22 protein-coding genes are annotated in these 20,461 nt (G+C 38.4%); 11 read left to right on the forward strand and 11 right to left on the reverse strand.

The window, feature by feature from the left end:
* The first annotated feature begins 121 nt into the window (after nucleotides 1-121).
* The 4 genes from WA249_RS06220 (at nucleotide 122) to WA249_RS06235 (ending at nucleotide 4,850) form a co-directional block, all read left to right on the forward strand.
* Complete coding sequence (locus WA249_RS06220; protein ID WP_336167109.1) at nucleotides 122-1,240, forward strand: AI-2E family transporter; 1,119 nt, start codon at nucleotides 122-124, stop codon at nucleotides 1,238-1,240.
* Nucleotides 1,241-1,364: 124 nt separating this feature from the next.
* Nucleotides 1,365-1,934, forward strand: a complete 570-nt coding sequence (gene sodC / locus WA249_RS06225; RefSeq protein WP_336167307.1) for a superoxide dismutase [Cu-Zn] SodC — start codon at nucleotides 1,365-1,367, stop codon at nucleotides 1,932-1,934.
* A 203-nt stretch (nucleotides 1,935-2,137) separates the two neighbouring features.
* Entirely contained in the window at nucleotides 2,138-4,288 is a 2,151-nt protein-coding gene (gene yccS / locus WA249_RS06230; RefSeq protein ID WP_336167111.1) for a YccS family putative transporter, read from the forward strand.
* A gap of 25 nt (nucleotides 4,289-4,313) precedes the next feature.
* Nucleotides 4,314-4,850 carry a hypothetical protein gene (locus WA249_RS06235; protein ID WP_336167113.1) on the forward strand — a complete coding sequence of 179 codons (537 nt, stop codon included), beginning with the start codon at nucleotides 4,314-4,316 and terminating at the stop codon, nucleotides 4,848-4,850.
* A gap of 39 nt (nucleotides 4,851-4,889) precedes the next feature.
* Here WA249_RS06235 and craA read toward each other — a convergent pair whose 3' ends face one another.
* Nucleotides 4,890-6,119, reverse strand: coding sequence for a chloramphenicol efflux MFS transporter CraA (gene craA / locus WA249_RS06240; RefSeq protein ID WP_336167115.1), 1,230 nt, complete (start codon nucleotides 6,117-6,119; stop codon nucleotides 4,890-4,892).
* A 367-nt stretch (nucleotides 6,120-6,486) separates the two neighbouring features.
* Complete coding sequence (locus WA249_RS06245) at nucleotides 6,487-6,852, reverse strand: hypothetical protein (protein WP_336167118.1); 366 nt, start codon at nucleotides 6,850-6,852, stop codon at nucleotides 6,487-6,489.
* 242 nt (nucleotides 6,853-7,094) lie between these two features.
* Between WA249_RS06245 and WA249_RS06250 the strand changes: the two genes are divergently transcribed.
* A complete protein-coding gene (locus WA249_RS06250; RefSeq protein ID WP_336167119.1) occupies nucleotides 7,095-7,682 on the forward strand; it encodes an NAD(P)H-dependent oxidoreductase in 588 nt (195 codons plus the stop codon).
* Nucleotides 7,683-7,695: 13 nt separating this feature from the next.
* Nucleotides 7,696-8,010, forward strand: coding sequence for a putative quinol monooxygenase (locus tag WA249_RS06255; protein WP_336167121.1), 315 nt, complete (start codon nucleotides 7,696-7,698; stop codon nucleotides 8,008-8,010).
* Nucleotides 8,011-8,055: 45 nt separating this feature from the next.
* Here the strand turns inward: WA249_RS06255 and WA249_RS06260 are convergent, their stop codons facing one another.
* Nucleotides 8,056-8,424 (reverse strand): hypothetical protein, encoded by a 369-nt coding sequence (locus WA249_RS06260; RefSeq protein WP_174745578.1) that lies wholly within the window; start codon nucleotides 8,422-8,424, stop codon nucleotides 8,056-8,058.
* Between the two features lie 92 nt (nucleotides 8,425-8,516).
* Nucleotides 8,517-9,926, reverse strand: a complete 1,410-nt coding sequence (locus WA249_RS06265; RefSeq protein WP_336167124.1) for an FAD-binding oxidoreductase — start codon at nucleotides 9,924-9,926, stop codon at nucleotides 8,517-8,519.
* Nucleotides 9,927-10,337: 411 nt separating this feature from the next.
* On the opposite strand from WA249_RS06265, the gene serA reads away from it, so the two are divergent.
* The 3 genes from serA (at nucleotide 10,338) to WA249_RS06280 (ending at nucleotide 13,509) form a co-directional block, all read left to right on the forward strand.
* Nucleotides 10,338-11,570, forward strand: a complete 1,233-nt coding sequence (serA, locus tag WA249_RS06270) for a phosphoglycerate dehydrogenase (RefSeq protein WP_016140022.1) — start codon at nucleotides 10,338-10,340, stop codon at nucleotides 11,568-11,570.
* Between the two features lie 98 nt (nucleotides 11,571-11,668).
* Nucleotides 11,669-12,553 carry an EamA family transporter gene (locus WA249_RS06275; RefSeq protein ID WP_336167127.1) on the forward strand — a complete coding sequence of 295 codons (885 nt, stop codon included), beginning with the start codon at nucleotides 11,669-11,671 and terminating at the stop codon, nucleotides 12,551-12,553.
* A 92-nt stretch (nucleotides 12,554-12,645) separates the two neighbouring features.
* Entirely contained in the window at nucleotides 12,646-13,509 is an 864-nt protein-coding gene (locus tag WA249_RS06280) for an EamA family transporter (RefSeq protein ID WP_336167129.1), read from the forward strand.
* Nucleotides 13,510-13,516: 7 nt separating this feature from the next.
* Here WA249_RS06280 and WA249_RS06285 read toward each other — a convergent pair whose 3' ends face one another.
* From WA249_RS06285 to truB, 3 genes are all read right to left on the reverse strand, one after another.
* Nucleotides 13,517-13,960, reverse strand: a complete 444-nt coding sequence (locus WA249_RS06285) for a hemerythrin domain-containing protein (protein ID WP_336167131.1) — start codon at nucleotides 13,958-13,960, stop codon at nucleotides 13,517-13,519.
* A gap of 213 nt (nucleotides 13,961-14,173) precedes the next feature.
* Nucleotides 14,174-14,950: a sulfite exporter TauE/SafE family protein gene (locus tag WA249_RS06290; protein ID WP_336167133.1), complete on the reverse strand. Its 777-nt coding sequence runs from the start codon at nucleotides 14,948-14,950 to the stop codon at nucleotides 14,174-14,176.
* A 19-nt stretch (nucleotides 14,951-14,969) separates the two neighbouring features.
* A complete protein-coding gene (gene truB, locus WA249_RS06295) occupies nucleotides 14,970-15,875 on the reverse strand; it encodes a tRNA pseudouridine(55) synthase TruB (RefSeq protein WP_336167135.1) in 906 nt (301 codons plus the stop codon).
* 153 nt (nucleotides 15,876-16,028) lie between these two features.
* On the opposite strand from truB, the gene WA249_RS06300 reads away from it, so the two are divergent.
* Both WA249_RS06300 and WA249_RS06305 read left to right on the forward strand, forming a co-directional pair.
* Nucleotides 16,029-17,060 carry a lipase secretion chaperone gene (locus WA249_RS06300; protein WP_336167137.1) on the forward strand — a complete coding sequence of 344 codons (1,032 nt, stop codon included), beginning with the start codon at nucleotides 16,029-16,031 and terminating at the stop codon, nucleotides 17,058-17,060.
* Nucleotides 17,061-17,175: 115 nt separating this feature from the next.
* Nucleotides 17,176-18,117, forward strand: coding sequence for a lipase family alpha/beta hydrolase (locus WA249_RS06305; protein ID WP_336167309.1), 942 nt, complete (start codon nucleotides 17,176-17,178; stop codon nucleotides 18,115-18,117).
* Nucleotides 18,118-18,170: 53 nt separating this feature from the next.
* Here WA249_RS06305 and rplS read toward each other — a convergent pair whose 3' ends face one another.
* The 4 genes from rplS to rpsP form a co-directional block, all read right to left on the reverse strand.
* Nucleotides 18,171-18,539, reverse strand: coding sequence for a 50S ribosomal protein L19 (rplS, locus tag WA249_RS06310; RefSeq protein WP_003653770.1), 369 nt, complete (start codon nucleotides 18,537-18,539; stop codon nucleotides 18,171-18,173).
* Between the two features lie 219 nt (nucleotides 18,540-18,758).
* Nucleotides 18,759-19,514 carry a tRNA (guanosine(37)-N1)-methyltransferase TrmD gene (gene trmD / locus WA249_RS06315; RefSeq protein ID WP_336167139.1) on the reverse strand — a complete coding sequence of 252 codons (756 nt, stop codon included), beginning with the start codon at nucleotides 19,512-19,514 and terminating at the stop codon, nucleotides 18,759-18,761.
* 42 nt (nucleotides 19,515-19,556) lie between these two features.
* Nucleotides 19,557-20,105 carry a ribosome maturation factor RimM gene (gene rimM / locus WA249_RS06320; protein WP_009392005.1) on the reverse strand — a complete coding sequence of 183 codons (549 nt, stop codon included), beginning with the start codon at nucleotides 20,103-20,105 and terminating at the stop codon, nucleotides 19,557-19,559.
* A 20-nt stretch (nucleotides 20,106-20,125) separates the two neighbouring features.
* Nucleotides 20,126-20,377, reverse strand: coding sequence for a 30S ribosomal protein S16 (gene rpsP, locus WA249_RS06325; RefSeq protein WP_000260334.1), 252 nt, complete (start codon nucleotides 20,375-20,377; stop codon nucleotides 20,126-20,128).
* Nucleotides 20,378-20,461 lie beyond the last annotated feature (84 nt).

Genomic DNA, 20,461 nt, shown 5'->3' on the forward strand with positions numbered 1-20,461 from the left:
ACTTTTAGTCTCTAAAAAAGGATGTATAGGATTTTTTACAATGCGGCCTTAAAATTTGCCTCAGGTTACTTTTCAGTTAATATGACTTTATTCTATTTAGAAAATTAGAGAAATATTTTTCGTGCATCCATACGCTCCTAATTTACAGCGGGTTTTATTGTTTGGGCTGTTTTTTATTTTGATATTTTTAGGATTTAATATCCTGAAATACTTTATTGTTCCTGTACTTTGGGCTGCCATCATTGCTTACATGACTTGGCCTATTTATTTAAGAATTCAGCATTTTTTTGGAGAAACCCGGAATAGTTTAAACGCAACTCTAATGATTAGTCTGGTCATTTTGGTTGTTGGCGTACCTTTTACCTGCGCTATTTTTATTTTGCAGCATGAAGGGCGCAACTTATATTTTGACTTACAACGTCAGGTTTTTTCAGGTCATTTAAGTGTTCCTGATTTTATACGAGAGCTTCCTTTCGTTGGAAAGGAAATTTCCCGCACACTCAATGAAATAAATACCGACCCTAATAGTACCATTCAGAACATTGCTGCTTGGCTTCAAAGCCATTTAAGTTATGGTCGAATGCTGCTCGGTGAAATTAGTAAAAATGTTGTCAAATTTGGCTTTGCCGTATTTAGCTTATTTTTCTTTTATCGTGATGGTCAACTCATCTTAACTCAGGTGAGTAAAGCCTTGGAAAAAGTAATTGGTCTACGTATCCATCATTATCTTGATACGATTTCAGAGACGACTCGTGCGGTAGTCTATGGCGTGGGTTTAACTGCAATTGCTCAAGCTGTTTTAGCTGGATTAAGTTATTTCGTAGCAGGTGTACCTAACCCAATGGTACTCACCATTGCTACTTTCTTATTAGCTTTAATTCCATTTGGTACACCAATTTCCTATTTAGGCGTCGGCCTATGGTTATTCTCTCAAGGACAAACCATGGAAGCAATTGGTGTGATCGTTTGGGGTGTAGTGATTGTCAGTAGCTCAGATAATGTGATTCGACCACTTGTGATTTCTGGTGCCACAAAAATTCCATTCTTATTGATTATGTTTGGAGTATTGGGCGGTATTGCGAGTTTCGGATTAGTAGGTTTATTTATTGGACCTGTAATTCTGGCTATTTTACTGGCAATTTGGCGTGAATGGTTACATGAAACCATTGAACCTGAACCAATGCCTAAAACGACTATGATTTATGATTCTGAGAGTGAATTTTCCAGTGACAAAGAGTGACATAATTTATTTAATTTAAAAATGTTTCTAGATACAAAGTGACTATTTAAATTAACTTGTAGGCTAGACCTGCGTTTGTTTGAATCTAACAATCATATATTTATAAGGACATCCAATCATGCAGATGTTTAATAAAATTGGCGCAGTTTTTGCGCTTACAGCTTTTTTTACGGTTGGCTGTAGTTCAGTCACAAAAACTGTATCTGATACCGCTCAAGCATTAACGACAATGCATACGAAAAAAGTGGTCGATGTAAATGAAGTGACTGCTGCTGGTATTGGTAAAAAATTAGGTACGATTAGCTTTCAAGATAGCGACAAAGGTTTAATCATTACCCCTGCTCTAGCTGATTTACCAAGTGGTACACGCGGCTTCCATATTCATGAAAATGCCTCTTGTGAACCAGCTGTAAAAGATGGGAAAGCTGGTGCTGCTTTAGCTGCTGGTAGTCACTACAACCCGAATCAAGCCCCTCATCACGGTACTCCAACGACTGGCCATTTAGGTGATTTACCTGCTCTAGTGGTCGATAATACTGGTGTTGCAACGACTGCTGTAATCGCACCTCGATTGAAACTTGCTGATCTTCAAGGTCGAGCTATTATGATTCATGCGGGTGGTGATAACTACTCAGACTCCCCTCTACCTCTTGGCGGTGGCGGAGCACGAATTGCATGTGGTGTGATTAAATAATTTATGTCTTTTTCAAATTGTGGGTATCTAAAAAGATATCCACAATTTTGTTAATTTATTGATCGTTACAACTTGGTTTAAGCCTAATAAAATCTTAAAAAATGACTGACTTTTGTAGATAAAAAGAATAATATTTTTGAAGTAATAAAAATTTAAAGTTACATACTGCTTTCTCACGTATTCTCTAATTTAGAACAAAAGCCGTGAACTATCTGACCCAAATATTTAATAGTTTTAAGACAAACTCCATTTTAATTTATTGCCTGCAAATTTTGATTGTACTCACAGGCACAACTTTAGGTTTACTTTGGCTAGGCCATAACGAACTCATCGTTCCTGTGACTTTAGGCGCGATTGCGGCAGCATTAACTGACTTTGATGATCGCTTAAGTATTCGATTACGTAACTTGGTTTATGTCTGCCTCCTCTTTTTTACAGTCAGCAGTATTCTTGGCTTTTTAGCTCCCTACAAAATTTTCTTTATTTTATATCTTTCTATTTCTAGTGCTTTTTTCATTTTATTAGGGGCGTTAGGGCAACGTTATGCCACAATTTCGTTTGGCACTATTTTGCTTTCCATTTATAGCATGTTCGGTTTAGGCGAATATGCTCATTGGTATCAACAACCTACCTACTTTGTTTATGGTGCTTTGTGGTACGGTTTCACTTCTATTTTATTTTTTATTATTAAACCGACGCTTCCCTTACAAGATAAGCTCTCACAAATTTTTAAAGAAATTTCTGTGCTACTGCAAGCAAAAGCACGTTTGTTTGATCCCGACAATAAAGAGAATGTTGAACAGCTTTTATATGAATTGTCTTTACAAAATACGCAAGTTGCTCAAAGTTTAAATCAAATACGTAGTTCCCTACTCACTCGGCTCAAGGCTTCTAGAGTCAGTAATAAAAGTATTTATTGGCTAAACCTGTATTTTTTTGCGCGGGACATTCACGAACAAGCGACTTCAAATTATTTACATTATGAACATATTCAACAGAACTTTAGCCGTAGTGATCTTATTTTCCGTTTTCAGAAAAATCTACGCCTACAAGCACAAGCCTGTCAAGATCTAGCTCAGTGTATTTTGCATAATCGACCATTTCAGCCTTCACAAGAAAGCCAGACCGTATTGAACCATTTGGAAAGTTCTTTAAAGGACTGGATACAGCAACACCCACAAAACTTTGAAGTTAAAAACTTAAGACTTATTTTTGATAATTTAAAAGGAATGCACGAACAATTTGAACAACTACAATATGCACAGCCCTTCCCTGAAAATAATACCCAAACAAGACAAGAACACTTAAATTTACTTGATGATGATATTCAAGGGTTTTCAGATCTTGTTTTAAAAATTCGTCAGCAACTGACTCCTCAATCGGCCCTATTTAGACATGCCATACGAATTGCAGTTGTGTTTGTCGCAGGCTATGCCATTTCACTATTACCCTTTGCCCGACACGGTTACTGGATTTTGCTCACTAGTTTATTTGTTTGCCAAATTACATACTTTGCGACTAAAAGTCGTTTAAAACTTAGAACAATTGGCACCTTACTCGGCGTTTTATTTGGTATTCCTATTTTGTACTTTGTTCCAAGTATTGAAGGCCAACTTATTCTTACTATTATTTGTGGAGTTAGCTTTTTTTACTTGCGCCAGAAGAAATATGCGTTGGCAACACTCATGGCAACCTTAATGGTATTGCTTATTTTCAACCTAAAAGGCGCAGGCTACAGCATTATTTTACCTCGTCTGATAGATACGCTGTTAGGCTGTTTTATTGCATGGCTTGCCGTAAACTTTATTTGGCCTGATTGGAACTTCCGCAATATTCCCAACAATATTAAGAAAAGTAGCAAAGCGACATTAGATTATTTCAATGTGATTGTTGAGCAATATCAATATGGCAAAAATCAGGATATTGAATATCGTAGAATTCGTCGCGCTGCACATAACGCACAAATTGAGCTGTCGAATATGATTTCGAGCTTGAGTGCTGAACCCAACCCGAAACCAGAGCTGATTCATTACGCCTTTCGTTATCTAGTGTATAGTCATAGCCAGTTGAGTTATGTCGCAGCATTAGGCAGCCAAAGACAAAAGATTGAGGATCAACAGGTATTACAGCTCTTACTGGATTGTCAGCAAATTCTTAAGCAGAGTTTATTAGAACAAGCTTCTGTTGACTTTAATTTTCTTGAGCAAACTTTAAAACAAATTCAAAACCTAACAACTCATGAGCACTTTTCAGAAAGCTACACTCTCGTCTTAAAACAAATGAGCTTACTATTAGAAACCTTACCTGAACTCTTAACGTTAAAAGGCAAACTTTTAGAACAAGAGATTAAATAGCTATAACACTTTATTGAGGATAAAAATGTACTTTCCAAAGATTTATAAATTTCTTTCTGCCACTTTTTTATTGCTGAGTAGCACATCATATGCATTTGAAATAAATGATTTAAAAAAGATTATAGAGTGTCAATCAGATCAAAAAACTTATACCAGTTTTGCTTCTGAATATGATGAAAATTTATCAGCGCTTGGCTTTAAAAGAATTGAAGATTCAGACCAACCTTTCATTTATTTATATAAAACTAATCAACCCATTGAACTGTTTGGTTTAAAGACAAACGAAATTGCCCTAGCTGGCCAAGGTATAACTGCCGTTTTTCGTAATGTAAATATTCAACAACTTTCAAAGAAATTTAATATTCCTCAGCATCCAGACTTTAAAACATTACCTTTTTTTAGAGGTGTTCGTACAGTCAAGACAGAACCCGCAACAGCAGATTCTTTTACTATTTATCATAATATCAATTTATCAGAAATGACCGGAAAAAGTCCGATGACCTTATTAGGTTGTACCTATGAAACAGACCGCGAAGAAATGGAAAAAATGTTAAAAGAATAGTTAAAAAAATACCGGAATATAAATTCCGGTATTTTTTATCTAGTTATTACCTTGTTGTTGTCGCTCTTGCATTTCCTGCTTTAAAGCACTTCGCGGTTGAGTAAACCAAAGAACAATAAAGGTAAATGCAGATAATACAAAGGCCCATAAATGAAATTGTGTATAGAGATAACGCACCAACTCAATCATTGCAAAGAAACTCATCATCAATAGCATCGAAACTGCCGCTGCAACAGTTCCTTTTGACACTTCAGATGACATGAGTGCAAAGCGATATAAGACTGAAAAGCTAATTCCCTCACCAAAACAGATGAGTGTCATGCCTGTAAGCAAACAAGGAATTAAATAGGTTGGCCAAACTACACCTAATATTAAAATGAGTGTTCCAATCAGCATAATCGGTAAACCAATCAGGATGGTTTTACCTAAAGCGAGACGGTCAATAATTTTAATTAAAACAATATTCCCGAGAATGAGACCAAGAAATACTGGAAATTGAGCCAAGCCATATTGCACACTGGTGAGCTTTAATTCATCTACCAAAATGATTGGAGATAAAGCAATCCAAAGCATTAAAGGCATGCCCACCAACGGTAAAGCAAGACTTAAGCCTAAAAAACGGCGGTTAGTGAACACCTGTTTAAAATCATCAAAAAGATAACTAAAAGGTTGTCGAGTTACACTGGCCTGCTGACTTGGCATCTGTTTTTTCAAACCGACCCAACTGAGTAATGCCAATACAGCGATAGCGATAAAGCCCCAATGCCAAGACACATAATCAATTAAAAAGGCTCCAAGTACTGGCCCCAACAATGGTGCAAGTAACGAGATATTTGCCATGAGTGCCATAACTTTAATTGCATCACGCTCAGCAAAACTCTCTTGAATAGCAGCATAACCCACTGCGGAAATTACACTTAGACCAATACCTTGTAAAAATCGTAATGCCAGAAACTGTTCTATTTGACGCGTTAGTAAAATTAAAAAGCAGCATAGAGCAAAGAATAAAACCCCTGCTAGCAGTACTTTTTTACGTCCGATACGATCCGACAATGGCCCAAGTAACCACGCAACCGTAGAGCCACCTAATAAATAAAATGACATTGAAGATGGTGCCCAAGTTGCACTTACACCAAAATCTTCAGTAATTGCCAACATTGCTGGCTGAATAAGATCATTACCAATATAAACCGCAAATTCAAATAGCACTAAGGCCAAAGGAAACATCAACGTTGTACGGTTCAACGTTGTCGTTTGAATATTTTTCATGAGTTGTACACTTCAAAATAGCGGCCATATGTCTCTATGACTACATATAAAATAGAATGTAGTCATGACGATGACAGTATGGTCTATCAATCTTTAGATAAGTTTTTATATGCAGTGAGAATGCATGTTTAGAATGTGAAACACCGTATTCACAAGGTGTTTAATAAAAGAAAAAATATATGACGTGAGATTCGGTAATTTTTACCAATTGGCACAATTGCCGAGCGCAACAATAGCACTTTTTAAATTGATCAGCAATCATGCAATTTCAAGAAGCTTAAATTTCAGTTTTTTGCACTAAAAGACCCACAAATTCCTGTTGTGCACAAACTCAAAGTTATCCACATATTCGATAAAAAATTAAGCATTAAGGACAAGGATTAACTTGAAAGTCTGGGATTTCCTGCCCTTTCGTACATTGATAAGTTTGCTTTTTATTGACAATTTTCCAGACTTGCTGGTCTCGCTTTAATAAATATTCTGTACGGACTTTTGTTATCGCATCTTCGCTCGGATCTGTCTGTAAAATAGTGACCTGAGCATTAGAGGGATCATCGGCAGCATTCATTTGCTGTGAAATATCCAAATTGTTTGCATCATTTAAAAGATCCGGCTGATCAAGTAATACTGCTTGTATCGGACTATCCGCAAGTTGGGCAGAAGAATTTTTCGCTGGAGTACACGCCGTTAGCGTTACAAGGCTAAAAGCAATCAGCAAACTCATTTTTCTCATACGTGATCTCTTAGATTTACCCAAACTTAATGCTAAAGACTACAAATACTTTTTTCCGTTCAACATTGTAAAGGGATTTATAAATATAAAGCTTTTCTTCAAAGCAAATAACTCAGAATGAGATAGCAACCCAATATTATTGATTTTTAGTCAACAATATTTTTCAAATTCATGCATTTTTCAACAAGAGTAAATTCCGTAAAGTACACATCAAATTTAGGAATTTAATTAGAGTGACTCCCATGAGTAAGATTTTAGTGATTAATGGTGCCAAACAATTTGCACATTCAAATGGTGAATTAAATGACACATTAACCACACTCGCAACGACCCATCTCACGGAACTTGGCCATGAAGTTCAAATGACCCGTGCCGATAGCGATTATGATGCCGAAAATGAAGTTGAAAAATTCTTATGGGCAGATATCGTTATTTACCAAATGCCAGGTTGGTGGATGGGCGCGCCTTGGACAGTTAAAAAATATATTGATGATGTATTTACTGTAGGTCATGGTTCACTTTACGCAAATGATGGTCGTAGTCGTTCTGATGCATCAAAAAAATATGGTTCCGGTGGTTTAATTCATGACAAAAAATATATGCTGTCATTGACTTGGAATGCACCGATGGAAGCATTTGATGATGCAGATCAGTTCTTCCACGGCGTAGGTGTAGATGGTGTTTATTTACCATTTCATAAAGCTAATCAATTTTTAGGCATGAGCACATTACCGACTTTTATTGTAAACGACGTGATTAAAATGCCTGACGTTAATAGTTATGTAAAAGAATATAAAGCACACTTGAACACTGTATTTGCAGCAGCTTAATAAGGAAAAATCCATGCTAACCATTATTGCAGAAATTCGCACCAAATCAGCTGGACAGCATCGTCAAAACGTATTGGATGCTTTTCAAAAAATTATTCCAACGGTTTTAGCAGAAGATGGTTGTCATGGTTATGAACCTTTGATTGATCATATATCGGATGCGAGCTTTCAAACTAAAGAGCCGGACACGATTGTGATGTTAGAAAAATGGGCAAGCGTTGCTCATCTTAAGGCACATTTGGCTACACCTCATATGCAAGCACATCATGAAGCAGTTAAAGATGATGTCATTGATGTCAAAATTAAAATTTTAGAAAGCGGCGTATAATTTAGCCCATAAAAAAAGACGATATATTTATCGTCTTTTTTGTTTTTAAGAACAAAGCTGTGTTTGGAATCCTCTAGAGCCTTTGCCTCTCGCACACTGATAGCTTTTTTGCTTATTCTGCAATTGCCATTTTTCATCGACTAATTTAAATGCATATTCTGTTCGAATGGCAGAGACAGAGTCATCCATTAAACCTGTTTGAATGACAACAATACGAGAAACAGTTGGAGATTCTACACGATTAAACACTTGCTGAACTGAAGTATTATTATGCTCTTTTGCAATCTCTGGTTGAGCTTTAAGTACTTGTTGCATCGGAGTTTCCGAACCTACAAAAGGAATTAACTTACTGGTCGTCGCACAACCAGTGAAAAGTCCAGCACAAAGTGCTGAAATCAAAAATAAGCGTTGCATCTTTATCACCAAAACAAAAGGCATAGCTTTATGATGCTATGCCTTTGTTGGTTACTCTGTAGAAACTATGTAGTTCTACAAAATAGATCTATTTAAAGATCAAATAATTTACCTGGGTTCATCAAACCATTCGGGTCAAATACTTTCTTCAAAGCTTTCATATATTCAATTTCTTCAGCTGAACGTGAATATTCCAAATATGGCTTTTTCGTCATCCCAACACCATGCTCGGCAGAGATTGAACCATCGTATTTTTTCACGGTATCAAACACATATTTATTCACAACCTGACACTTCGCAAAGAACTCATCTTTGGTTAAGTTTTCAGGTTTTAAAATATTTAAGTGCAAGTTGCCGTCACCGATATGACCGAACCAGCAAATTTCAAAATCAGGATAGTTCTCTTGAACAATTGCATCAATCTCACGAATAAACGCAGGTACATGAGTGATTAATACTGAAATATCATTTTTGTATGGAATAAACGGCGCGATTGATTCAGAGATATCTTCACGTAAACGCCATAAACTTTCGACTTGGTCAAGGCTCTGGCTCATTACACCATCAAGTACCCAACCCTGCTCCATACAATGCTCGAAAATTTCCATCGCTTTATCGATAATTGGCTCATATGGCGCTTCAAACTCAAGCAATACATAGAATGGACATTGAGTTTCAAATGGGCGTTGTACATGTCCATGATCTAAAACTTTTTGCATTGCAAGTTCACCAAAGAACTCAAATGCTGTTAAATCGATATCTTTTTGGAAAGCATGTAAGACAGGCATTACTGCATCAAAATCAGGAACACCTAAAACTAAAACTTGTAAGTTTTGCGGTTGACGCTCAAGTTTAATTTCTGCTTCAGTCACTAAACCTAATGTACCCTCACCACCAATAAACAAATGCTGCAATGCATAACCAGTTGCATTTTTAACCATACCTTTGTTTAAACGTAAAATATCGCCTTTACCAGTGACAACGGTTAAACCAAGCACCCAATTACGTGTCATGCCGTATTTAATGACTTTAATACCGCCAGCATTGGTACCGATATTACCGCCAATCTGGCTAGAACCCGCTGATGCGAAGTCAACCGGATAATACATCCCTTGTTCTTCAGCATAATTTTGCAATTGTTCAGTCACAACACCAGCTTGTACTCGTACCATACGATCTGCTGGGAAGAACTCAAGAATCTGGTTCATTTTGTCCATGCTAATGACAATTTCACCATTAGTTGCTACCGCACCCGCAGAGAGACCAGTACGACCACCTGACGGGGTAATTGCGATATTAAACTGGTTCGCAAGCTTTACAACTGCCTGAACTTGTTCAGTGGTCGATGGAAAAACGATGACCGATGGGTTCGGATTAAAATGCTTGGTATGATCTTTACCCCAGTTTTCGAGACTATCAGCATCGGTTTTAATACGGTTTTCACCAACGATTGCTGTTAATTGGGTGAGTAACTCAGGTGTTAAAGCGACTGGAGCATTCATCGTTTGCAGACCTAGCAAGAAATAAACTATGGTGGGACTATGACTTCATATTTTCAGGGTTTTCACCTGAGCAAAGCCATAATGATCATTCGCACATATGATCAAATGATCATATGTGCGAATGATCATTTGTATTCTACATGTATCCGCACAAGCGATAAAGTTCAGAATAGAGATACTGTCACTACAAAACATGTTTAACGTAAATAAATGCTTTTCTATAAGACTTTCAGAGAAAAATCGCATTTAAATCCCATACGAAACATATTTTAAAGTACTCACAAGCCATAAATAGAAGTGATTAGACATAGATAAAATTGCCATAAGACGATGGCGCAAACGAAATATCTATAGTACCGACCATTATGTTATGATAGCGCCACCAAATTTGGCCTTTGTAGCGGAGCCGTAATGAGCCAACATCTTTCACTACCTAAAGATAAAATCCGTTTCCTTTTGTTAGAAGGCGTTCACCAAAACGCAGTCGATACTCTAAACGCTGCGGGTTACACCAATATTGACTATCGCAAAACTGCTCTTGAAGGCGAAGCGCTAAAAGAAGCTGTTAAAGATGCTCACTTTATTGGTATTCGTTCGCGTACCCAATTGACTGAAGAAATTTTCGAAGCTGCAAATAAATTGATCGCAGTGGGCTGTTTCTGTATCGGAACAAACCAAGTTGATCTTAAAGCAGCAATGGCACGTGGTATTCCTGTATTTAACGCACCGTATTCAAATACGCGTTCGGTTGCAGAACTTGTACTTGCTCAAACGATTCTTCTTCTTCGCCGTGTTCCTGAAAAATCGGCGGCTTGTCATCGTGGTGGTTGGGATAAGTCTGCTGTCGGTTCTTTCGAAACTCGTGGCAAAACTTTAGGTATTGTAGGTTACGGTTCTATCGGTTCTCAGCTTTCTGTTCTTGCTGAAAGCTTAGGTATGCATGTGATTTATTACGATGCAGTGACTAAATTACCAATGGGTAATGCTCGTCAAGTTGGTTCGTTAGACGAACTCTTAGCGACTGCTGATGTCGTTACATTACATGTGCCTGATGTTCCATCTACACGCAACTTCTTCACTAAAGCACAATTTGCAAAAATGAAAGAAGGTGCAATCTTCCTAAATGCTGCACGTGGTACATGTGTAGTAATTGAAGATTTAGCAGATGCTATCAAATCTGGTCATATTGCTGGTGCAGCAGTTGACGTATTCCCTAAAGAACCAAAAGCAAATGGCGAAGAGTTTGTTTCTCCACTTCGTGGCTTAGACAATGTGATTTTGACTCCTCACGTTGGTGGTTCAACCATGGAAGCACAAGCAAACATCGGTTTAGAAGTTGCAGAGAAATTTGTTGCTTACTCTGACAAGGGTATGACGCTTTCTGCGGTAAACTTCCCAGAAATCGCGTTACCATTGACTGCTGGTCAACACCGTTTATTGCACATCCACAAAAACGTACCGGGCGTATTGTCTAAAATCAATAACTTGTTTGCTGAACAAGGCATCAACATTTCTGGCCAAACACTCATGACTAAAGGTGACATCGGTTACCTCGTAATGGACGTTGACGCTTCTGCTTCTCACGAAGCTTTAGATATGTTGCATGAAGTTGAAGGTACAATTCGCGTACGCGTATTGTTCTAATACGAACTGTAAATTTAAAAGCCACAGCATTGTCTGTGGCTTTTTTATGGGCATTTACATTATCATGTGAAAAGTATACCAATCGATCAAATAATAAAATGTCCAGTTCGAACCAGAAATCTCAGCTACATGCGTTGGGTTTTCTTATTCTCGCTATGCTGAGCGTACAAAGCAGCGCATCTTTAGCTAAATTTCTGTTCCAGAGCTTTCCTGTCCTTACCGTTTCTGCAATGCGCTTATGCTTAGGTGCAATTATTCTTGCCTTTATTTTTAGAATTTGGCGAATTAATTTTAGTCAGGTCCGCTGGAAAGCTATTTTAGCTTATGGCTTTGCTCTTGCAGGAATGAACGCACTTTTTTATCTGTCAATTGAACGGTTACCTATTGGTATTGCAGTTGCTTTTGAATTTATTGGTCCCTTAAGTGTAGCCTTATACCATGCACGCCAGAAATATGATTTTGTCTGGGTCAGTTTAGCGATTGTTGGCCTCATTTTACTTTTCCCTTTCAATCAGGCCCATAGTCTGGATTGGATCGGAGTATTATTTGCGGTTAGTGCTGGCGCATGTTGGGCACTTTATATTATTGCTGGACAGAAACCGTCAGGTATATCAGGCAATCACACTGTGTGTTTAGGAATGAGTGTGGGTGCCTGCATATTATTCCCCATTACTTTGTTCTCAGGCTCAATAGGGCAAGTTATAGAGCTCCCCAATCTTTTCTATTTTATTGGTTTGGCAATTTTAGCCAGTGCATTACCGTTCTCTTTAGAAATGCTAGCCCTACGTAATTTAACGCCCTTAAGTTTCGGAACCTTGATGAGCCTAGAACCCGCAGTTGCTGCACTTTCTGGTTTTATCTTTTTAGGTGAATATTTGTTATGGAACCAATGGTTGGCACTTGCAACAATTATTGTAGCTTCTGTCGGTTGTACCATAACTACCCAAAAAGCACGTCTGGAACGTGAAAAAACAGTAAGTTAAATCAACTAAAACTGTGAGTTAAAATATGGCATTCGCTATAATTGATCATTGTTATTTTTAAATAATATTAGATGAGGCCCTAGGGTATTTCCATGCAGAATCTTCCCATTATTGCTGTGCTCTATATGATTCTGTCGATGGTCTCATATCAAATCAGTGCTTCTTTTGCTAAGCAGCTCATTGCCATATTAGACCCTCTCACCGTTACAGCTTTAAGGTTGAGCTTTGCAACGATTATTGTCGCGATCATGTTCCGTTCATGGAAAATCTGGTCGCGCTTACCCTATTTAAAATGGCGTGATTTATTGATGTACTCTGCGTCTTTGGGTCTCATGAATATTTTATTTTATACGTCGCTTGGTAAGTTACCTCAAGGGATTGCCGTCGGCTTAGAATTTATTGGTCCATTAGGTCTTGCTCTACTTTCAATTAAACAAAAGAGTGACTACATTTGGGTAGCTTTTGCAATGTTAGGTATTGCTCTCATGGTTCCTTGGCAAGACTCAACACAGTACCACTTTTCCTATGTCGGTGCTGCTTGCGCGCTAGGTGCTGGATTTTGCTGGGCCTTCTATATTTATTTTGGTCAGAAAGTTGTGACCCAAAATATAGGGATGCATGCTTTAACCATTGGGATTGGATTATCTGCCCTGACCTTACTACCAATAGGCATCTGGCATAATGCTCCTGCATTACTTGAAACGCAGTATTGGGGTAAAGCTTTACTCATTGCTGTCTTAGCGACCGCTATTCCATATGCACTTGATTTAATGGCACTCAAACAACTCACTAAATTAACTTACGGCACCCTAACGAGTTTAGCACCAGCATTGGCAGCATTAACGGGTTTCTTATTACTTCACGAAGAAATCAGCATGCTGCAATGGGTGGCTTTAGCTTGTGTAATGCTGGCATCGATTGGGGTAACTTTAAGAAGTACTAAAAAAGTAGCATAGTTAAATACTATTGCTGCTTTTTATACTTTTTATATTCCTTTAAATATTTATTACCCAGCGTCTCTTTTTCACTGTCTTTAAGAATTTTTCCTGCTTGTTGGAAAAATTTTTGCTCTTCTTCTTTTAAATGGTGATGGACTTTTTCGCTCAGCTGTTTGGCAGTTGCTAACCAGCTTGGGCTACTCATATCCGTTTTTTCAAGCTGTTCGACCAACTCATCCATTTCATGATGCTCAGATAAAGCATGTCTTGTAATATCTAAACCCACATCATCAAACATTAAAGGAATATATAAATAACGGTCTTCGGCAACTGAATGGGCATACAATTCATTTTTTAATGCATCAAATAATTCTTTTCTTTCTTCGGTTAAACCATGTGTCTGAATAAGTTGTTCAGAAAGGTTTCGTTGATTTTCATGGCTTTCTCTTAATGCTTCGAAAATATTCATTCTCTTCCTCATTTTTTAGCTAAAAAATCTTTTTTATTTCAAGGTTTATCATACGTTGAAATTTATAATGCTTAAGTAGCTTAAAATGAGACTATTTTTTACACAGTTTTCTTTCTAGTAAATTTCTGTAATTATTTTTATATTTATGATTTTGAATGGCATCATAAAAAGTATGAACTTCGCCTCCTAATCAGTTCATACTTTTCGAAATATTTAGCCTGTTACAAACATTTGATAGCCCAAACGGCAAATCAGGATACTCACCAAAATTAAAAAGATAATACGAACAAATCCACTACCGTATTTAAGCGCGGTACGTACCCCAACAACAGAACCAAGCACGTTTGCAACTGCCATCATTAGACCAATATGCAAAATAGCGTGACCTGTCGGAATGAGGAAACTCAGAGCAGCTAAATTCGTCATAAAGTTACCGATTTTTGACAAAGCTGAAGCATGTAAAAAATCGACTTGTAAAAAACGAATAAAGAAGAAAATAAAGAAACTGCCCGTACCCGGACCAAAAATACCGTCATAAAAACCGATCGCTAAACTACCTATACCAGCCAAAATCAGCATTTTATTAGTAATTTTTTGCTCAGTGTGAACCTGTCCGAAGTTCTTTTTAACTAGCGTATAAACGGCAATCACAATCAACATCACGAACACGAAAGGTCGTAATACAGATTGAGGAATTAACGATAAACAAGCAGCACCAGCAAATGAACTAATCAGCGCACAAACAGCAATGACTGCTAAAAGCTTCCATTGCAACTTTACTCTTTTCGCAAAAGTATAAGCAGCCGATGCAGTACCAAAAATGGATGAAACTTTATTGGTACCAATTACGGTAGCAGTCGACATGTTAGGAAAAGTGCTCATGATCCCGGGAATCTGGATGAGTCCACCACCACCCACAGCAGCATCAATTGCTCCAGCAGTAAACGCAAAAAAGATCAAACTTAGGATAACGTCCCATTCCATGCCCATGCTCTATACTCTACATCTACTACAAATTTAAGATACGCTTAGGTACCAACCGTTTTTTATCGGTAATCTCAGCTAAGCCTAAACAACGCTCACCCGAAAAAACCAAAACTTCTGCTTCTGCAGAATGCTCAATATTGCTTTCTAAACCGTTGCAAAAATACTTTTCACGCCCTTCAGGCACCTGAATTTTTAAGAAATGATCAACTGGAGCATAAACTGGAAGTAGCAATGCTTCTCTTTGCTCTTCTGTCAGACTTTCCAGATATTCAATGGTATAACTCGGAATAAGCTCAAAATGTCCTGTTTGAGTCCGGTTTAGCATCGTTAAATGCCCACCACAGCCAAGTGCCTCACCAATATCTTCACCCAGTACACGAATATATGTTCCTTTAGAACACGTTACATCCAAAGTGATACTATTTTCAGTAAATTCAATGAGCTCTAAGGCATAAATTGTGATTGGACGTGCTTCACGCTCAATCTCGATACCTTTTCGGGCAAGCTCATATAACGGCCTGCCTTCTTTTTTCAAAGCCGAGTACATTGGCGGAATTTGTTGAATATCACCTCTAAATTTTTCTAAGGCTTGTTCAATAAGCTCTTGGCTGAGCACAGGAACAGAGCGCTCCTGTAGAATTTCCCCTTCCACATCACCTGTCGTTGTGGTTTGTCCCAATCGAACGATGGTTTGGTAGCGCTTTGTTGAGTCCAGCAAATAGTGTGAGAACTTGGTGGCCTCTCCTAAACAAATCGGGAGTAAACCTGTCGCCAATGGGTCTAAAGCCCCTGTATGACCTGCTTTTTGGGCGCGATATAACCAACGCACTTTTTGCAAAGCCGCATTTGAACTGAGCCCTAATGGTTTATTTAATAGAAATACACCACTAATATGGCGACGAGAAATTTTTTGATTTTTTGTCGTCATTTTTATTGGAACACAAAGCTAGAAAAAAGTGCCGACATGTTAGCAAATTCGGCAAGATATTTTCACAATATTTAGGTGCCTTTTCACTTATTTTATGGCACATTAATGATCGAGTAAAAAAACAACAAATTAAAACTTAAGGAAGATATCTTTATGCACGGAATGCAGAAGAAGGTATTGTGGTGTGTGCTCGGATTTTTTATTTTGAGCCTCATTGCATGTGTATATTGGTTAAGCCCTGACTCAAAAAACACATCAGCCCAAGTCAGTGAAAATACAGCTCAAAACTTAGCATCAGCCCCATCCACAGATCATTCATCGTTAAATGAAGATGCTTATCATAGTAAAAGTCAGCAAGACACTGAAGTTAACTGCCAGTTAAAAATTGATAGTTCCCAGCATTTAGTCGTTAACAGTCAAACACGCGACTGCTTTGAATATTTTATTACTCAATATGGCGAAAATGATTTAGAACAAATCAAAAATCACTTTGGGAAATTTATTCAAGGCCAATATCTAGAGCCAGCTCGTTCACAGATTATGGATTTATGGACCCGTTATTTAAAATATCGTGAACAGCTTGCTCAAATCCAAGCACCGTCAGCAAAACAACAAGATAAAAATTATTTTCAAAAGATCTTTAATTCAATTCAGGATATAAGAAAACGCTTCTTTTCGACCTCTGAAATTGAAGGACTCTTCTCTAACGAAGATATCTATCAGAACTATACGCTAGATCGAATGCAGATACTTGAAGACTCTTCTCTAAGTGAAATTGAAAAAGCACGAAAACTTAAAGAACGTTTTGAACAACTTCCAGAAGACTGGCAACAAAACCTGCAAGAACTTTCTAAACTTGATGATTTACATACACTGACCAAACAAATTAAAGCTCGTAAGGGTTCAGCAGAAGAACTTCGGCAAATGCGTACAGCACTTGTTGGAGCCGAGGCGACTCAACGATTAGAAACTTTAGATACAGAGCGGAATGCTTGGCAACAAAGGGTCAACAGTTATCTGGGTGGAAGAGATGAAATTCTTAAAAGTAACATGAGTGATAGCGCCAAAAATCAAGCTATTCAACAGTTACGCCAACAACAATTTAACTCATCACAAGAACAACTAAGACTTCGAACTTTTGAAACTGTGCATGATCAGGGAGGTGAACTGCCATTTAATTATTAAGCCTTTCCTTTTGGGAACTGGCTAAACATTCACTAGCAGTAAGAAGCTGCTTTTCATACAAAATAAAAATAGTGAGTAAAAAATGAAAAGGAAGTTAATGTTTTTCTGCGCTGCAATGCTCTCAGGACTGAGTATTTCAGCGGCCCATGCAACAAATGCTGAACAAGTTAAAAGCTCGTTCGTATATTCATCTTACGCACAAACAAAATATCCAATGGTTTTTAACCACGGTATGGCTGGCTTTAGCCGAGTTGGAACAGATACCCTTGGTCTCGATTACTGGTACCAAATTCTTCCTGATCTTGCTCGTAATGGAGGAAATGTCTGGGCTACAAGAGTCTCACCATTTAACTCAACAGAAGTGCGTGGAGAACAACTTGCACAGCAAGTAGAAGAGATTATTGCCATTACTGGCAAGCCTAAAGTCAATTTAATCGGTCATAGCCATGGGGGTCCAACAATTCGCTATGTAGCCGGTATCATGCCAGAAAAAGTTGCCTCACTTACCACGATTGGTGCACCTCATAAGGGATCACCAATGGCAGATGTTATTCTGAACGTTGAGGGTACTCCTCTTTCAGGCTTGGCAACGTTAGTAAACTGGTTTTCAGCAGCAATTACTTGGGCAGGAGGCCTAGATCCGACTAGCTATCCGCATGACTCCTTAGCAGGCGCCCATAGCTTATCAACTAAAGGTTCAGCTCAGTTTAATGCTCAATTCCCTATGGGTGTACCCACCACTTCTTGCGGAGAAGGAACATACCAAGAGAAAGGTATTTATATGTATTCTTTCTCTGGAAATAAAGCTCTGACTAATCCATTAGATCCATTTGATATTGCCCTTACAGGCAGTAGTTTAGTGGTCGATCCGTTTGGTGATAATGATGGACTTGTTTCTCGATGCAGCGCCAAATTTGGCAAAACAATTCGTGATGATTACAACTGGAATCATTTAGATGAAGTCAATCAAGTACTGGGAATACGTTCTATTTTTGCCTCAGATCCTGTCTCGGTTTACCGTCAACATGCAAACCGTTTAAAACTACAAGGACTATAGTTTTTAAACAAAAAAAATGCGCCAAAAGGCGCATTTTTTTACTCGGTATAAGCTTACGCTTTACGAGCTGGTAATTTTTCACGAATACGTGCAGCTTTACCAGACAAGTCACGGAGGTAGTAAAGTTTAGCACGACGAACGTCACCACGACGTTTCACTTCGATTTTAGCAACGATTGGAGAGTGAGTTTGGAATACACGCTCAACACCAACACCGCTAGAAATTTTACGAACTGTAAATGCAGAGTTTAAACCACGGTTTTTCTTCGCGATTACAACACCTTCAAATGCCTGAAGACGCTCACGCTCACCTTCTTTTACTTTAACTTGGACAATAACAGTGTCACCAGGAGCAAAAGCAGGGATATCAGTTTTTAACTGTGCATTTTCAATAATTTGAACTAAAGGATGTTTACCACTCATTGTGGGAATCTCCAATATGTGCGGAGTCAGAAGAGGTCTGAGGTTCCGCTGGGGATAGAGGCTAAAACGCATATCAACCCGTTTATCTTTCCCTTTACGACAACATGTCTATAAAGAGCCTTAGAATATACATGAAACTATTCATTAAATAGAATCATGCTTTAACTCGAAGCATTGCTTCTCGTTTTGTTGCAGAACTTTCGTTCCCGAGAATAGCGGTTAAGAATTACCACCATCCCCTTTAGCATCTTTTAGCCATTTTTTCTGCTGCTTATTCAACTCTACTTTTTCAGCCAACTCTGGTCGACGTTCTAAAGTTCGTTGATACCGCTGCACAAAACGCCACTTTTCGATATTGCCATGATGTCCAGATTTTAAAACTTCCGGTACATCCAGCCCCTCAAAATGGTCTGGCTTTGTATATTGTGGACAATCTAAAAGACCATCAACAAAAGAATCTTGTACTGCTGACTGTTCATCTGACATTACATTCGGCAAACGGCGAATAATACTGTCAAGTAACACCATAGCGGGCAATTCACCACCTGATAAAACGTAATCACCAATTGACCATTCCTGATCAACATAATGCTGGATCAAACGTTCATCCACTCCCTCATAACGTCCACACAGTACAATTAAGCCATCGTAATCAACAAACTGCTGTACTGCCTTTTCATTTAAGGTTTTGCCTTGTGGAGACATATACACCACAGGAACATGAACATGTCCTGCTTGTGAGGCAAGCTGTTTGGCATGCGCTATTGCTTTCGCTAAAGGCTCAGCCATCATCACCATCCCAGGGCCACCACCAAATGGACGTTCATCCACTCTTCTGTAGTTTCCCTCAGCAAAATCACGAGGGTTAATACAAGTAACTTGTACGATATCCCGTTTTGCCGCACGTCCGCTGATGCCGTAGGCTGTAATCGCTTCAAACATTTCAGGAAAAAGCGTAATGACTGCAAAAAACATCACAGACTCCTCTATTTTCCTGCTGTATTAATCCTAAAAGGATTAATAATCTACGCCCCAATTGACGTAAATACGACCAGCTTCAAGATCAACACGTTGTACTACATCTTTATGCCAAGGAATCATGCGTTCTTCTGAATCAATACTGTCTGGGGTAGCATGTACCACCATCACATCATTGGCTCCAGTTTCAAACAACTCATGAATTTTACCTAAGTTTACTTCCTGCTCTTCATCATCAAGACCAAACACTGTTAAGCCTTTTAAATCTGACCAGTAGTACTCATCTACATCTGCTTTTGGCAGTTGAGACTTAGCAATCCAGATATTAGCGCCAACCAAGTTTTCTGCTCCAGTGCGATCACTCACACCCTTCAAAGCAACAACTAGGCCTTTGCCATGTGGTTTCCAACGTTTTACATCTATTGTTTGCCAACCGGCCTTGGTCTCAATGTACCAAGGCAGGTAGTCAAACATATTGCTCATAGGTTCTGTATTTGAATACACCCAGAGCCACCCATTCAATCCATAAGCTGAACGTAACTGTCCAATCTGAATACGATCTTCGGGAACATTCTGTGTCGATGTCATGGGCTACCTACTACAAAAAATTATGCAGTAGCTTTTTTAGCTTGAGCAGCTAAAGAAGCAACACGTTCAGAAGGTTGAGCACCTTGAGAAACCCAGTGAGCAAAACGGTCTGCATCTAAACGAAGTTTTTCTGCTTGACCTTGTGCAGTAGGGTTAAAGAAACCGATACGCTCGATGAAACGACCATCACGTGCATTGCGGCTATCAGTCACAACGATTTGATAGAATGGACGTTTTTTTGCGCCGCCACGTGCTAAACGAATAACAACCATGATAAAAGCCTTATAATTCTTACGGATTATCCCTGCGCCGACCATCGGCAACACTTCAAACCCCTTTCATAGAGGGCAACATTC

The organism is Acinetobacter sp. 161(2023), from assembly GCF_037027805.1.
Classification (GTDB): Bacteria; Pseudomonadota; Gammaproteobacteria; order Pseudomonadales; family Moraxellaceae; genus Acinetobacter.

Bases quoted from the DNA above. Each gene is read 5' to 3' on its own strand.
- sodC (WP_336167307.1), top strand. From the start codon at position 1,365: ATGTTTAATAAAATTGGCGCAGTTTTTGCGCTTACAGCTTTTTTTACG.
- WA249_RS06235 (WP_336167113.1), top strand. From the start codon at position 4,314: ATGTACTTTCCAAAGATTTATAAATTTCTTTCTGCCACTTTTTTATTG.
- craA (WP_336167115.1), bottom strand. From the start codon at position 6,119: ATGAAAAATATTCAAACGACAACGTTGAACCGTACAACGTTGATGTTT.
- WA249_RS06245 (WP_336167118.1), bottom strand. From the start codon at position 6,852: ATGAGAAAAATGAGTTTGCTGATTGCTTTTAGCCTTGTAACGCTAACG.
- WA249_RS06250 (WP_336167119.1), top strand. From the start codon at position 7,095: ATGAGTAAGATTTTAGTGATTAATGGTGCCAAACAATTTGCACATTCA.
- WA249_RS06255 (WP_336167121.1), top strand. From the start codon at position 7,696: ATGCTAACCATTATTGCAGAAATTCGCACCAAATCAGCTGGACAGCAT.
- WA249_RS06260 (WP_174745578.1), bottom strand. From the start codon at position 8,424: ATGCAACGCTTATTTTTGATTTCAGCACTTTGTGCTGGACTTTTCACT.
- WA249_RS06265 (WP_336167124.1), bottom strand. From the start codon at position 9,926: ATGAATGCTCCAGTCGCTTTAACACCTGAGTTACTCACCCAATTAACA.
- serA (WP_016140022.1), top strand. From the start codon at position 10,338: ATGAGCCAACATCTTTCACTACCTAAAGATAAAATCCGTTTCCTTTTG.
- WA249_RS06275 (WP_336167127.1), top strand. From the start codon at position 11,669: ATGTCCAGTTCGAACCAGAAATCTCAGCTACATGCGTTGGGTTTTCTT.
- WA249_RS06280 (WP_336167129.1), top strand. From the start codon at position 12,646: ATGCAGAATCTTCCCATTATTGCTGTGCTCTATATGATTCTGTCGATG.
- WA249_RS06285 (WP_336167131.1), bottom strand. From the start codon at position 13,960: ATGAATATTTTCGAAGCATTAAGAGAAAGCCATGAAAATCAACGAAAC.
- WA249_RS06290 (WP_336167133.1), bottom strand. From the start codon at position 14,950: ATGGGCATGGAATGGGACGTTATCCTAAGTTTGATCTTTTTTGCGTTT.
- truB (WP_336167135.1), bottom strand. From the start codon at position 15,875: ATGACGACAAAAAATCAAAAAATTTCTCGTCGCCATATTAGTGGTGTA.
- WA249_RS06300 (WP_336167137.1), top strand. From the start codon at position 16,029: ATGCACGGAATGCAGAAGAAGGTATTGTGGTGTGTGCTCGGATTTTTT.
- WA249_RS06305 (WP_336167309.1), top strand. From the start codon at position 17,176: ATGCTCTCAGGACTGAGTATTTCAGCGGCCCATGCAACAAATGCTGAA.
- rplS (WP_003653770.1), bottom strand. From the start codon at position 18,539: ATGAGTGGTAAACATCCTTTAGTTCAAATTATTGAAAATGCACAGTTA.
- trmD (WP_336167139.1), bottom strand. From the start codon at position 19,514: ATGTTTTTTGCAGTCATTACGCTTTTTCCTGAAATGTTTGAAGCGATT.
- rimM (WP_009392005.1), bottom strand. From the start codon at position 20,105: ATGACATCGACACAGAATGTTCCCGAAGATCGTATTCAGATTGGACAG.
- rpsP (WP_000260334.1), bottom strand. From the start codon at position 20,377: ATGGTTGTTATTCGTTTAGCACGTGGCGGCGCAAAAAAACGTCCATTC.